The sequence below is a fragment of the Saccharothrix syringae genome (assembly GCF_009498035.1).
Lineage (GTDB): Bacteria > Actinomycetota > Actinomycetes > Mycobacteriales > Pseudonocardiaceae > Actinosynnema > Actinosynnema syringae.
The window spans coordinates 5,043,454-5,055,620 of the sequence record NZ_CP034550.1 but is presented as its reverse complement, the minus strand read 5'-3'; the positions used below and the strand labels follow the sequence as shown (position 1 = coordinate 5,055,620).

Sequence of the window (12,167 nt, the reverse complement as noted above, 5' to 3'; positions counted from 1 at the left end):
GCCGGCTCCCGGACGTGGCTGCCCTACCGGGCGTTCGGGCCGACGTCGCCGGCGCGGAGCGGTCCCCGGACGACCGCGGCGGTCGACCACTCGTCCGCGCCGACGTCGGCGACGCCGGTGCGCGGCTGGCCGTCCACGTCGTCGGTGACGAACGCGAAGCGGCCGGTGCCGGCGTCGATCGCCGGGCTGCGCGGGCCGATCCGGTGCACCGGTCCCGCGGGGCGCAGCAGCGGGTCGACCACGCGGACCGCGGTGATGCCGGCGGTCGCGGTCCCGGTCGGCCAGGCGATGTTGCCGGCGTAGGTGGTGTTCACCGCCTTGACCTCGTTGAACAGCTTGCCCCGGGCGCCGGTCACCACGTTGTCGGCGATGGTGGAGCCGACCGGCGGGAAGGTGTAGTTGGCGCCGACCTCGATGTTCGACGTGTTGTCCACGAAGGTGTTGTTGACGACGGTCGCCCGGTAGACGCGCCAGTGCCCGTTCAACGGGCCCGAGACGTCCACGTCGCCGCCGTCGACCTGGAGCGCGGCGTCGTGGCCGGAGCCGGTCAGGCCCTCGAAGTGGTTGTTGTAGACCCGGTGGTCCTCGCCGTAGAGCCGGATGCCGCCGGTCCCCTCCTTCCCCTCGCCGAGGAAGAAGTTGCCGTGCAGCGAGCCGCGGTTGCCGTGGCGGTGCGACAACGTACCCTGCGAGGCGCGGAAGGTGTTGTAGCGCACGGTGTTGTCGTTGCTCTTCACCGACACGATCTCCGGGTCGCCGTCGCAGTCCTCGAACAGGTTGGCCTCCACGACGGTGAACCCGCTGGACCGGGAGATCGTGCTCCGGCCGACCCGGATGGCCTCCATCTCGTTGACCGCGCGCGGCCCGATGTCGCGGAAGTGGTTGTGGTCGATGAGGTCGTGCCGGGACTGCTGCGTCTCCGACCCCTCCACGGTGATGAAGTTGCCGAGCTGGTGCTTGTCCTCGAACAGGTTGTGGTCGATCCGGTTGTGGTGGCTGTCCGCGCCCTGGACGAGCACCCAGTTCACCTGCGCGTCCTCGGTGAGCCGGAAGTGGTTGCGGGTCAGCCGCACGTGGTTCGAGCCGGTGATCAGCAGGGTGGAGCGGTTGGTCCAGGTCAGCCCCTCGACGGTCACGTGCGCGGAGTTCGCCACCTCCAGCTGCCCGTCGTCGACCACCGCCCGGCCGCGGTGGGCCGCCACGACGGTGATGGGCCTGGCCGCGGTGCCGGTCCGGCCGGTCATGCCGCCGATGGTGTACCGGCCGTCGGCGAGCACGATCCGGTCACCGGCCCGCGCGTCGGCGAGGGCGTCGCGCAACCGGGTGGAGTTCGCGACGTGGACGGTGCGGTCGGCGGGCCACCGGGCGCCCGGTGGCCCGCCGACCGCCCACGACGTGACCGGCTGGGACGTGGCGGCAACCGCGAGCAGCGCCACCAGGAGCGCACGGCGGGTTCGCGTCATCGGGGCCCTCGCTCTCGACCGGGGACAGGGCATCCCCCCAGCCTGTCCTACAACCGGGGGGACCGGTCCCGGGCGGGGCCGTCACCGCACCTTCGCGAAGAACTCCCGCAGGTCCGCGGCGAGCGCGGCGGGCTGGTCCATGGCGATGAAGTGGTGCCCGGCGGGGTTGTGCTCCGGCCAGTGGACGATGTCGTTGGTGCGCTCGGCCAACCGCCGGATCCCGGGTGGTCCGCTGTACACGCCGGTCGGCACCGACCGCTGCCCCACCGGCCACGCCGGGCCGCTGCTGTCGTAGTACGGCCACGCCGACGTGCCGGAGGTGCCGGTGAACCAGTGGATGCTCAGGTTGGTCAGGAACCGGTCGCGGTCGATCGACTCGGCCAGGGGACGGTCCGAGGAGTTGAAGTCGTGGAACTTCTGGAGCATCCACGCCAGCGCCCCGACCGGTGAGTCGTGCCACCCGTGGGCGAAGGTCTGCGGTGCGGATCTCAGCAGGGCGAGGTGGTCGACGCCGTGCATCCAGTCCGCGTTCATCAGCTCGGCGAACAACCGCTGCTCGTCCCCGGTCAGCTCGTCGTCCGCGGTGGGGAACCCCAGGCCGCTGATGACGTACACGCCCACCACCCGCCCCAGGCCCACCTTGGCGACCTCCGGAGCGACGTAGGCCCCGAAGTCGCCGCCCTGCGTGCCGTACTCCGCGTACCCCAGCCGGTCCATCAGCCGCGCCCAGAGCCGGGCCACGCGCGCGGCGTCCCAGCCCGTTTCGGTGGGGGCACCGGAGAACCCGAACCCCGGCACGGACGGCACGACGACGTGGAAGTCCGGGGTCAGGTGCCCGACGAGGTCGACGAATTCCACGAACGAGTTGGGCCAGCCGTGCGTGAGCAGCAGCGGCAGGGCGTCGGGGCGCGGCGAGCGGACGTGCAGGAAGTGGATCTCCGTGCCGTCGATCTCCGTCAGGTACTGGGGGAACCCGTTCAGCTCGGCCTCGCGCGCCCGCCAGTCGAAGCCGGTGCGCCAGTGCTCCGCGAACTCCCGCACCACCTCGACGGGCACGCCCCGGTCCCACCCGCCGGGCAGTGGGCGCGACCAGCGGGTGTTGGCCAGGCGGGTGTGCAGGTCGTCCAGCTCCGCCTGCGGGACGTCGATGCGGAAGGGGCGGATCTCGTGGCTCATGGGCTGAACCGTAGGAGCCATGTAGGTCAGAACAGGTCCTACATGGCCGCTACTGTTCGAATCCATGGGCGACACCCCGGTCCGGCTGCTCAAGCTGCTGTCCCTGCTTCAGGTGCCGCGCGCGTGGCCCGGCAGCGAACTGGCCCGGCGGCTGGGGGTCAGCGCGCGCACCGTCCGCCGGGACGTCGACCGCCTGCGCCACCTCGGCTACCCGGTCGAGGCGACCATGGGCGCCGAGGGCGGCTACCGGCTCGTCGCGGGCAGTGCCCTGCCGCCGCTGCTGCTCGACGACGACGAGGCCGTGGCCATCGCGGTCGGGTTGCGCATCGCGGCCGGTCACGCGGTGGAGGGCATCGACGAGGCGTCCGTGCGCGCCCTGACCAAGCTGGAGCAGGTGCTGCCGGGCAGGTTGCGGCGGCGGGTCGCGGTGCTCGGCGCCGCCACGTCCGCGTTCCCGCACGGGGACGGCGCGGCCGTCGACCCGCGGGTGCTGACCGCGCTGGCCGGTGCGATCGCCAACCGCGAGCGCGTGCGCTTCACCTACCGGGCGGCCGGGCGGCTGGTCGAACCGCACGGCCTGGTGGCCGCCGGGCGCCGCTGGTACCTGCCCGCGTTCGACGTGGACCGGGACGACTGGCGGGTGTTCCGGGTGGACCGCATCCGCGACCCGCTGGCGACCGGCGTCCGGTGCGCGTCGCGCGCGCTGCCCGCCGCCAACGCCGCCGAGTTCCTGCGGGACCGGTCGTACTCGCTCGCGCCCACCCACCGGGCCGCGGCAGCGGTCCACCTGCCCGCCGACGAGGTGACCCGGCGGCTCGGCACCGCCGTGGCGACCGCCGAGCCGCTGGACGAGCGGTCCTGCCGCGTGGTGCTCCACCCCGACACGGTGGAGTGGCTGGCGTTCCGGCTGACCGGGCTGGGCTGCGAGTTCGAGGTGCGCGAACCGGCCGAGCTGGTCGCCCACCTGCGGGACCTGGGCGACCGGGTCGGTCGCGCGGTGCGCCGGTGACGGTTCGGGGCAAGGGGTCTTGCGCAGGCCGTAAACCGCTTGAACGCGCTGGGGCGCAACGCCCAGAGGCGGCGGGTGCCCGGGGCGCTCGGCGCGGGTGTTCCGCCCGAACATCCAGCCGGTGAAGGCGGCCATCGACGGCCGGCCGGTCAAGCTCAAGGTCTGCACGGCGTGCCTGAAGGCCGGGAAGGTCCGGCGCCGCGCTTCGTAGTACCCCGCCGGCACGCGGGCCCTGCCGGGCACGACGATCACGAACGACCACCGGAGCACTAGGCTGGCGTCCCCCGGTGGACAGGAGGCTGCGGTGACCGAGACGACGGTGGCCGAGGTGATGGCCGAGCTGGCCGCGCTCGAAGACCCGAAGGCGCGCGCGGTCAACGAGAAGCACGGCGACGACCACGGCGTGAACCTCGGCAGGTTGCGCGCGTTGGCGAAGCGGCTGAAGACGCAGCAGGACCTGGCGCGCCGGCTGTGGGAGACCGGCGACACCGCGGCGCGGCTGCTGGCGCTCCTGGTCTGCCGCCCGAAGGCGTTCGGGCGCGACGAGCTGGACGCCATGCTGCGCCAAGCGCGGGCACCCAAGGTGCACGACTGGCTGGTGAACTACGTGGTGAAGAAGAGCCCGCACGCCGAGGAGCTGCGCCTGGCCTGGTCCGCCGACCCCGACCCGGTGGTGGCCGGTGCCGGCTGGGCGCTGACCACCGAGCGCGTCGCCAAGAAGCCCGAGGGGCTCGACCTCCCCGGGCTGCTCGACACCATCGAGGCGCACCTGCGCGACGCCCCGGACCGCCTCCAGTGGGCGATGAACCACTGCCTGGCCCAGATCGGGATCACCCACGCCGGGCACCGCGCCCGCGCCATCGACATCGGCGAGCGCCTGGAAGTCCTCAAGGACTACCCGACGCCGCCGAACTGCACGTCCCCGTTCGCGCCGACCTGGATCACCGAGGTGGTGCGCCGACAGCACTCCGGGTAGGCGCCCCGGTCTTGTCGGCCACCTCGTCGAACTCCACGCCGGGCGCCAGCTCCACCACCCGGAACGCACCGTCGGCCACGTCGAGCACGGCCAGGTCCGTGATCACCCGCGACACCACGCCGCGGCCGGTCAGCGGCAGCGTGCACGCCCGGAGCAGCTTGGGTTCGCCGCGCTTGGTGGTGTGGTCCATCAGCACGACCACGCGCCGGGCGCCGTGGACGAGGTCCATGGCACCGCCCATGCCCTTGACCATCGCGCCGGGCACCAGCCAGTTGGCCAGGTCGCCGGTCGCCGACACCTGCATGCCGCCCAGCACGGCCGTGTCGACGTGGCCGCCGCGGATCATGGCGAAGCTGGTGGCCGAGTCGAAGTAGGACGCGCCGGGCAGCACGGTCACGGTCTGCTTGCCCGCGTTGACCAGGTCGGGGTCCACCTCGTCCTCGTAGGGGAAGGGGCCGACGCCGAGGATGCCGTTCTCCGCGTGCAGCACGACCGACGACCCGGCGGGCAGGTGGTCGGGGATCAGGGTGGGCAGGCCGATGCCGAGGTTGACGTACTCGCCGTCGCGCAGCTCGCGGGCGGCGCGGGCCGCCATCTGGTCCCGGTTCCAGGGCACGTCAGTCCTCCTCGGCGGGGCGCTCGCCGCGCGTGGTCCGCTTCTCGACGTCCTTGCGCGCGGCCTGCTCGGGGCTGAGCGCGACCACGCGCTGCACGAACACGCCGGGCAGGTGCACGTCGTCGGGGTGCAGGTCGCCGGTGTCCACGACCCGCTCGGCCTCGACGACGGTCAGCCGGCCCGCCATGGCGACCACCGGGTTGAAGTTGCGGGCGGCGGCGTGGAAGCGGCAGTTGCCGGCCCGGTCGGCGACCGCGGCGCGCACCAGGGCCACGTCGGTGACGATGCCCTCCTCCAGCACCATCTCCCGGCCGCGGAAGGTGCGTACCTCCTTGGGCGGCGAGGCGACCGCCACCGTGCCGTCCGGGTGGTGGCGCCACGGCAGGCCGCCGTCGGCGACCAGGGTGCCGACGCCGGCGGGGGTGTAGAAGGCGCCGATGCCCGCGCCGCCGGCGCGCAGCCGCTCGGCCAGCGTGCCCTGCGGGGTCAGCTCGACGGTCAGCTCACCGGCCAGGTACTGCCGGGCGAACTCCTTGTTCTCCCCCACGTAGGAGGCGATGACGCGGCTGATGCGCCGCCGCTCCAGCAGCAGGCCGAGGCCGGCGCCGTCGACGCCGCAGTTGTTCGACACGATCGTGAGGTCGTCGGCGCCCTGCTCCAGCAGCGCCTCGATGAGGAACCACGGGATGCCCGCGAGCCCGAAGCCGCCGACCGCGACGCTCGCCCCGGCGGGCACGCCGGCGACCGCCTCGGCGGCGCCGGCGACCACCTTGTCCAGGCTCACGGCGCGACCCCCTCGAAGACCGCGGCGAGGCCCTGCCCGCCGCCGATGCACATGGCCTCCAGGCCGTAGCGGGCCTCGCGCCGGCGCATCTCGTGGGCGAGGGTGGCCAGGATGCGGGCACCGGTGGCGCCCAGCGGGTGGCCCAGGGAGATGCCGGAGCCGTTGGGGTTGAGCCGGTCGTCGCCCGCGTCGACCTTCCACTCGCGCAGGCAGGCGAGCACCTGGGCGGCGAACGCCTCGTTCAGCTCGATGACGTCGACGTCGTCGAGGGTCAGCCCGGCGCGGCCGAGCGCGGCCGCGGCCGCCGGGACCGGGCCGATGCCCATCACCTCGGGGCCCACGCCCGCCACCGCCCACGAGCGCAGCGCCAGCAGGGGCCGCAGCCCGCGCCGCTCGGCCTCGTCCCGGGTGGTGACCACGCACATCGCGGCGCCGTCGTTCTGGCCGCTCGCGTTGCCCGCGGTGACGGTGGACCCCGGGTCGAGCGCGATCCGCACCGGCTTGAGCCTGGCCAGGTTCTCGACCTCGGTGCCGGGACGGGGGTGCTCGTCGCGGTCGACCACCACGTCGGGCTTGCCGCGCGTGCCGGGCACGGTGACGGGCACCAGCTCGTCGGCGAACCGGCCCTGCTCGTGGGCGGCGACGGCGCGCCGGTGCGAGCGGACGGCCAGCTCGTCCTGCTCCTGCCGGGAGATGCCGTACTCGCGGCGCAGGTTCTCGGCGGTCTCCAGCATGCCGCCGGGCACCGGGTGGTCCCGGCCGCCGGCGGTGAGGCGGGCGCGGTCGAGGCGGTCCAGCAGCTGCACCCCGCCCTGCTTGACGCCGTCGCGCAGGCCCAGCGCGTAGTGCTCGACCTGCGACATCGACTCCACGCCCCCGGCGACGACCAGGCGGGCCGCACCGGTGGCCACCTGACCGGCGGCGTGCAGCACGGCCTGGAGCCCGGAGCCGCAGCGGCGGTCGAGCTGCATGCCCGGCACGCCCGTGCCCAGGCCCGCGTCGAGCGCGGCGACCCGGCCGATGGCCGGCGACTCGCCGTTGGGGTGGCACTGGCCCAGCACGACGTCGTCGACGTCGCCCTCACCCAGGCCGGTGCGGCGCACCAGCTCCTCCAGCACGACCCGGGCCAGGTCCGCGGCACCGAGCCGGGAGAGGGCACCGCCGAACCGGCCGACCGGCGTACGGATCGGCTCGCAGATGACGACTTCGCTCACCCGTCGACCGTAGATCGGTCCGGTGATATTCGGAAATACTCATTTCATCGACACTGATATGCAGGAAGTATGAAGGGGTGGAACTCCGTCACCTGCGCTACTTCCTCGCCGTGGCCGAGGAGCGGCACTTCACCCGGGCCGCCGAGCGGCTGCACATGGCCCAGCCGCCGCTGTCCCAGCAGATCCGGCAGCTGGAGGCGGAGCTGGGCGTGCTGCTGTTCGAGCGCACCCGGCGCCGGGTGGAGCTGACCGACGCGGGCGAGGCGTACCTCCGGCGGGTGCGCGCGGTCCTGGCGGAGGTGGACGACGCGGCCGAGGAGGCGCGGCGCGTGGCCGCGGGCGCGCAGGGCCGGCTGGTCGTGGGCTGCGTCGGGTCGGCCACCTACAGCCTGCTGCCCGCCTTCGCCCGCGCGCTGCGCGAGGAGCTGCCGGGCGTGGAGGTGTCGTTCCGCGGCGAGGTGCTGGTGCCCGAGCAGGTGGCCGCGCTGCTCGGGCACGAGCTGGACCTGGCGCTGCTGCGCCCGCCCGTGGACGAGCCGGCGCTGCGGGTGCGGGTGCTGCGCACCGACCGGCTGATCGCGGCCGTGCCCGACGGCCACCGACTGGCCGCGCGCCGCCGGCTGCGGGTGGCCGACCTGCGCGACGAGGACCTGGTCCTGCACGCGGCGGGCGGGTCGGTGATGCACGCGGCGGGCGGGTCGGTGATGCACGGGGTGGTGGCCGAGCTGTGCCGCGAGGCGGGCTTCGAGCCCCGCGTCCGGCACGAGGTCTCCGAGACCTCCACGCTGGTGACGTTCGTCGCGGCCGGGCTGGGCGTCGCCGTGGTGCCCGAACCGGTGGCCGACCTGGGCGTGGCGGGCGTGGCGTACCGGCCGCTGACCGGCCGCGGCGCCCGCATCGACCTCGCGGCCGCGGTCCGCGCCGACGACCGCTCCCCCGCGCTCTCGCGCGCCGTGGCGGTGCTGGGCGGCCTGGTCCGCCGCCCGGATCAGGCGACCCGCGCCTCCAGCCCGTCGAGGATCGAGCGCAGCCCGAGTTCGAACAGCGCGTCCAGGTCGAGGTCGTAGCCGGTCTCGGCGAAGGAGCCCATGATCCGCGCGTACGTCGGGTGGCTCGCCCCGGAGGAGGTCAGCCGGTCCAGGGCGCGGGCCTGGCCGGCCATCCACTCCTCGTCGGACATGCCGGTGACGCTCTCCGCGTGGGCCTGTCGCTCCAGGTGCACCGCGATGCCCAGGACGTGGCTGTAGAGCAGCACGTTGAGGTCGAACGTGGCGGTGGCGCCCAAGCCGAGCCGGTCGAGGCCGGCCAGCACCCACTCCGAGCAGGTCAGCAGGTTGGGCACCATCAGCGGCCGGGTCAGCGGGCCGAGCTGCGCCAGCCACGGGTGGGCGCGGTGCAGCGCCCACAGCGCCCGGACGCCCACCTCCACCCGCGTCCGCCAGTGGGCGGGCGGGTGCGGGGGCAACCGCGCCTCGCCGAACACCGCGTCCGCCATCATCAGCACGAGGTCGCCCTTGCCGGTGACGTAGCGGTAGGGCGACATGGCCGCCACCCCCAGGCGGGCCGCGATGCCGCGCATGGACAGCGCGGACAGGCCCTCGGCGTCGGCGATCTCGATGGCCGCGCGCACCACCCGTTCCCGCGTCAGCTCGGGCGCCTCCCCGGCCGCGGCCGGCCGCGGTCGGGCGGCGGCCACCGTGGTGCCCACCCGCGGCAGCGCCTCGACCAGGCCCTCCTGGCGCAGCGTGGTCAGGGCCTTGGTGGCGGTGGCCAGCGCCACGTCCCACTCCCTGGCGACCTGCCGGGCCGAGGGCACCCGGTCACCGGGGGCCAGCTCGCCCTCGGCGATGCGGCGCCTGATCTCGGTGACGATGCGCTGGTAGGGCGGGATCATGTCGAGCCTCCTCCTGTACTAGTGCAGAACCTAGCAGGCACTTGGCCTCTGAACAGGGCTTATTGAGCTAGTACAGGCTTGGTCGACGCTGCGCGTACTGCGTACGTTCAGTCGCGTACACCGCAGTGGAAGGGACCCCCTGATGAAGAGCGTGCTCATCTCCGGCGCCGGCGTCGCCGGCCTCACCGCCGCCCACTGGCTGCACCGCCACGGCTTCGCCACCACCGTCGTCGAGAACGCGCCCGGGTTGCGCAGCGGCGGCCAGGCCCTGGACGTGCGGGGCGTCGCCCTGGAGGTGCTGGACCGGATGGACCTGCTGGCGCAGGCGCGGCGGGCGCGGACCCGGATGCGCGGCATGACGATGCTCGACGCCGAGGGCAACGAGCAGTGGCGCTCCACCGAGATGACGCTGAGCAGCGGCCGCCTCGACAGCGACGACATCGAGCTGCTGCGCGACGACCTCACGTCCCTGCTGCACGGCCGCGCCGGGGTCGAGTACCTGTTCGGCGACTCGATCACCGCGCTGGAGCAGGACGACCGCGGCGTGCACGTCACCTTCCGGCACGGCGCGCCGCGCGCGTTCGACCTGGTGATCGGCGCGGACGGGCTGCACTCGGCGGTGCGGCGGCTGGCGTTCGGCCCGGAGTCGCGGTTCCTGCGCCACCTCGGGTCCTACGTGGCCGTGTTCAGCACCGAGAACTTCCTGGACCTGGACGACTGGCAGGTGTGGGTGCAGGGCGACAGCGCGACCTGCTGCCTGTACCCGGCGCGCGGGAACAGCGAGCTGCGGGCCACGCTGGGCTTCGCCTCGGAGCCCTTCGAGTACGACCGCCACGACGTGGCGGGGCAGAAGGCGCTGCTCGCCGAGCGGGCGGCCGGCCTGGGCTGGGAGACCCCGCGGCTGCTCAAGGCCATGGACGGGGCACCGGACTTCTACTTCGACGCCATGGCCCAGGTGCGCCTGGACACCTGGTCGCGCGGGCGGGTCGTGCTGGTCGGGGACGCCGCCCACTGCCCGTCCCCGCTGTCCGGCCAGGGCACCAGCCTGAGCCTGGTGGGCGCCTACGTGCTGGCCGACGAGCTGGCCCGGGACTTCGCCGGCGCGGCGGCCCGCTACGAGCGGCGGGTGCGGCCGTTCGCGGAGCTGAACCAGGCGCTGGCCACGGAGAACCCCGGGCGGGGCGCGTCGCCGGAGTCGGTGGAGCGGGCCAAGAGCGCGATCGACCTGGACGGGTGAACCTCCGTGGTGGCGCGCCGTCGGCCACCACGGGGACGCCACCACGGCGCCCAGGGCGCCGCGAGGTTCCGGCTGCTGTCGGCGGTGGGGGTCTGCGGGCGGTTGGACCCGGTGTCGCCGCCGGAGGCGATGAACACCTGGGACTCGTGATGGCGCGGGTAGGAGCCGGGGAAGTTCAGCGACTCGAACGAGTGGCAGCGCGGGTCGGCCAGGCCCGCCACGGTCCGGAACGACGCGTCCTGGCACGCGCCGTCACCGCTCGCGGTGGTGATCACGTCGGTGCGGGCCGCGGAGTTGGCGTGCCGCAGGTATTGGCGTGCCGCAGGTAGCGGTCGGCGTGGCCGGGGGTCACCCGGAACGAGCGGACGTGCCCGAGGGGCAGGGGCACCCGGGAGTCGAGGTTGCGCGAGGCGGCGATCAGGTCGGCGTGCGCGGCGCGCACCCGGTTGGTGTCGAGCACGTCGCGGACCACGCCGGTGTAGCGGTCGTTGAGCTGGGCGGTGCTGTTCACCTGTTCGTAGGCGAAGAACTGGCCGTTGGGGCTGTACCCGTGGCCGGGGTCGCGCGGCCCGGCGCCACCGGACTCGCCCAGCGCGGAGACCCGGGTGGCCGACGGGCGCGTCCGGTCCGGTGTGGACGCGCCAGTCGTGATGCGCCGGGTGTCGGCGAGGTTCCACTCGCCCCAGCCCTCGTTGAACGGCACGTAGGCGACCACGGCCGGGGAGAACCGGTGCTCGTCGACGATCTCGCGGGCCTCGGCCTCGAACTGGGCGACCTGCGCCGGGGTGCGGTTGGCGTCGAACGCCTGCGTGGGCGGGACGTCCTGCCACACCAGCAGGCCGAGCCGGTCGGCGTGGTGGCACCAGCGGGCGGGTTCGACCTGGTCCAGGGTGCCGACCTCGCGCGTGCCGAAGTAGCCGACGACCTGGTCCACGGTGGTACCGGGAGCGTTGTGCAGCGACACGCGCAGGTCGTGGAGGTACGGGTCGTCGGGCGACCAGCGCCGGGCGTTGGGCACCGGCGCGGAGAACTCGGTGAAGCCGCCGGTCGCGCTGCCCACGGCGGTGGAGCCGGCCGGCGCCTCGGCCGGCGGGGTGTGCCCGCCGACGTTCCGCGGGTGAGGACCCTGACCCGCGTGCAGAAGATGCCGCCGGGGTTGTCGGTCTGCTCGCCGACCGGCTGCTTCTGACCGGCGCGGCGGCCAATGCCAGCACGGCTGCCGCTGAGGCGACGGAGGCGGCGCGTGGAACTCCTCGTGGGTGCAGGGGGTGCAGGGGGTGCAGGGGGTGCAGGGGGTGCAGGGGGTGCAGGGGGTGCAGGGGGTGCAGGGGGTGCAGGGGTGAGCGGCGGTCGGCCGAAGACGCGCAGTTCGTAGATCTGGGTTGAACACGCGCACGCCGTTCGCGCCGGAGGCGAGGGTCGCGCCGGTGGCGCTGATCCGCGGGGTGGTCATGTCGCCGACGTACACCCTGATCGACGAACCGACCGCGGTGACGCGCAGGTGGTGGGCGGTGCCCGCGCAGTAGCCGGAGTAGGCGCCCACGCCCACCGCCGCCCCGGTCGCCCGGAACACCAGGCCCGCGTCGCCGCCGCCCGAGGTGACGGTGACGTCGGCGTCCTGGGCGAAGTCGTCGAAGTCGGTGTCCGGCAACGCCTTGCCGCCGGCGGAGCTGCCGGCCCGCAGGCGTCCGTCCGGGACGGTCCACGAACCGCCGTGGGTCTTCCACCCGTACGTGGTGCCGTCGGCGTTGAAGTTCATGCGATCGTAGGCGAGCCGGCGGTGGTTGCCGTCGGTCTC

12 protein-coding genes and 1 pseudogene are annotated in these 12,167 nt (G+C 74.1%); 5 read left to right on the top strand and 8 right to left on the bottom strand.

What is annotated here, in order from left to right:
- Positions 1 to 23: 23 nt before the first annotated feature.
- Entirely contained in the window at positions 24 to 1,463 is a 1,440-nt protein-coding gene (locus tag EKG83_RS21990) for a polysaccharide lyase 6 family protein (RefSeq protein WP_228122772.1), read from the bottom strand.
- 81 nt (positions 1,464 to 1,544) lie between these two features.
- Positions 1,545 to 2,639 (bottom strand): epoxide hydrolase family protein, encoded by a 1,095-nt coding sequence (locus EKG83_RS21985; RefSeq protein ID WP_033429587.1) that lies wholly within the window; start codon positions 2,637 to 2,639, stop codon positions 1,545 to 1,547.
- A gap of 64 nt (positions 2,640 to 2,703) precedes the next feature.
- Here EKG83_RS21985 and EKG83_RS21980 point away from each other — a divergent pair, with 64 nt between their 5' ends.
- From EKG83_RS21980 to EKG83_RS21970, 3 genes are all read left to right on the top strand, one after another.
- A complete protein-coding gene (locus EKG83_RS21980; protein WP_033429588.1) occupies positions 2,704 to 3,648 on the top strand; it encodes a helix-turn-helix transcriptional regulator in 945 nt (314 codons plus the stop codon).
- 97 nt (positions 3,649 to 3,745) lie between these two features.
- On the top strand, positions 3,746 to 3,859 hold the full coding sequence (locus EKG83_RS21975; RefSeq protein ID WP_084716209.1) for a large ribosomal subunit protein bL28: 114 nt from the start codon (positions 3,746 to 3,748) through the stop codon (positions 3,857 to 3,859).
- Between the two features lie 93 nt (positions 3,860 to 3,952).
- Positions 3,953 to 4,624, top strand: a complete 672-nt coding sequence (locus tag EKG83_RS21970) for a DNA alkylation repair protein (RefSeq protein ID WP_033429589.1) — start codon at positions 3,953 to 3,955, stop codon at positions 4,622 to 4,624.
- On the opposite strand, the gene EKG83_RS21965 is transcribed toward EKG83_RS21970, so the two are convergent.
- From EKG83_RS21965 to EKG83_RS21955, 3 genes are read right to left on the bottom strand one after another with little or no spacing between them, the layout of a single operon-like run.
- Positions 4,590 to 5,240 carry a CoA transferase subunit B gene (locus EKG83_RS21965; protein WP_033429590.1) on the bottom strand — a complete coding sequence of 217 codons (651 nt, stop codon included), beginning with the start codon at positions 5,238 to 5,240 and terminating at the stop codon, positions 4,590 to 4,592. The genes EKG83_RS21970 and EKG83_RS21965 overlap by 35 nt on opposite strands.
- Position 5,241: 1 nt before the next feature.
- Positions 5,242 to 6,018: a CoA transferase subunit A gene (locus EKG83_RS21960; RefSeq protein ID WP_211269050.1), complete on the bottom strand. Its 777-nt coding sequence runs from the start codon at positions 6,016 to 6,018 to the stop codon at positions 5,242 to 5,244.
- A 2-nt stretch (positions 6,019 to 6,020) separates the two neighbouring features.
- A complete protein-coding gene (locus tag EKG83_RS21955; RefSeq protein ID WP_211269037.1) occupies positions 6,021 to 7,238 on the bottom strand; it encodes an acetyl-CoA C-acetyltransferase in 1,218 nt (405 codons plus the stop codon).
- A gap of 77 nt (positions 7,239 to 7,315) precedes the next feature.
- Here EKG83_RS21955 and EKG83_RS21950 point away from each other — a divergent pair, with 77 nt between their 5' ends.
- On the top strand, positions 7,316 to 8,305 hold the full coding sequence (locus EKG83_RS21950; protein ID WP_063741279.1) for a LysR substrate-binding domain-containing protein: 990 nt from the start codon (positions 7,316 to 7,318) through the stop codon (positions 8,303 to 8,305).
- Here the strand turns inward: EKG83_RS21950 and EKG83_RS21945 are convergent.
- The gene (locus EKG83_RS21945) at positions 8,227 to 9,132 is read right to left on the bottom strand and encodes a TetR/AcrR family transcriptional regulator C-terminal domain-containing protein (RefSeq protein WP_033429593.1); all 906 of its coding nucleotides are present in this window, start codon (positions 9,130 to 9,132) and stop codon (positions 8,227 to 8,229) included. The two genes, EKG83_RS21950 and EKG83_RS21945, sit on opposite strands and share 79 nt — an antisense overlap.
- 142 nt (positions 9,133 to 9,274) lie before the next feature.
- On the opposite strand from EKG83_RS21945, the gene EKG83_RS21940 reads away from it, so the two are divergent.
- A complete protein-coding gene (locus EKG83_RS21940) occupies positions 9,275 to 10,369 on the top strand; it encodes an FAD-dependent monooxygenase (RefSeq protein WP_033429594.1) in 1,095 nt (364 codons plus the stop codon).
- A 182-nt stretch (positions 10,370 to 10,551) separates the two neighbouring features.
- Here EKG83_RS21940 and EKG83_RS49710 read toward each other — a convergent pair.
- Positions 10,552 to 10,644, bottom strand: a pseudogene (locus EKG83_RS49710) (AbfB domain-containing protein); the annotation flags it as partial.
- The gene (locus tag EKG83_RS48040) at positions 10,641 to 12,128 is read right to left on the bottom strand and encodes a glycoside hydrolase family 2 protein (protein ID WP_228122770.1); all 1,488 of its coding nucleotides are present in this window, start codon (positions 12,126 to 12,128) and stop codon (positions 10,641 to 10,643) included. The pseudogene EKG83_RS49710 and the gene EKG83_RS48040, both read right to left, overlap by 4 nt.
- Between the last annotated feature and the right edge of the window lie 39 nt (positions 12,129 to 12,167).

Bases quoted from the DNA above. Each gene is read 5' to 3' on its own strand.
- EKG83_RS21990 (WP_228122772.1), bottom strand. From the start codon at position 1,463: ATGACGCGAACCCGCCGTGCGCTCCTGGTGGCGCTGCTCGCGGTTGCC.
- EKG83_RS21985 (WP_033429587.1), bottom strand. From the start codon at position 2,639: ATGAGCCACGAGATCCGCCCCTTCCGCATCGACGTCCCGCAGGCGGAG.
- EKG83_RS21980 (WP_033429588.1), top strand. From the start codon at position 2,704: ATGGGCGACACCCCGGTCCGGCTGCTCAAGCTGCTGTCCCTGCTTCAG.
- EKG83_RS21945 (WP_033429593.1), bottom strand. From the start codon at position 9,132: ATGATCCCGCCCTACCAGCGCATCGTCACCGAGATCAGGCGCCGCATC.
- EKG83_RS21940 (WP_033429594.1), top strand. From the start codon at position 9,275: ATGAAGAGCGTGCTCATCTCCGGCGCCGGCGTCGCCGGCCTCACCGCC.
- EKG83_RS48040 (WP_228122770.1), bottom strand. From the start codon at position 12,128: ATGAACTTCAACGCCGACGGCACCACGTACGGGTGGAAGACCCACGGC.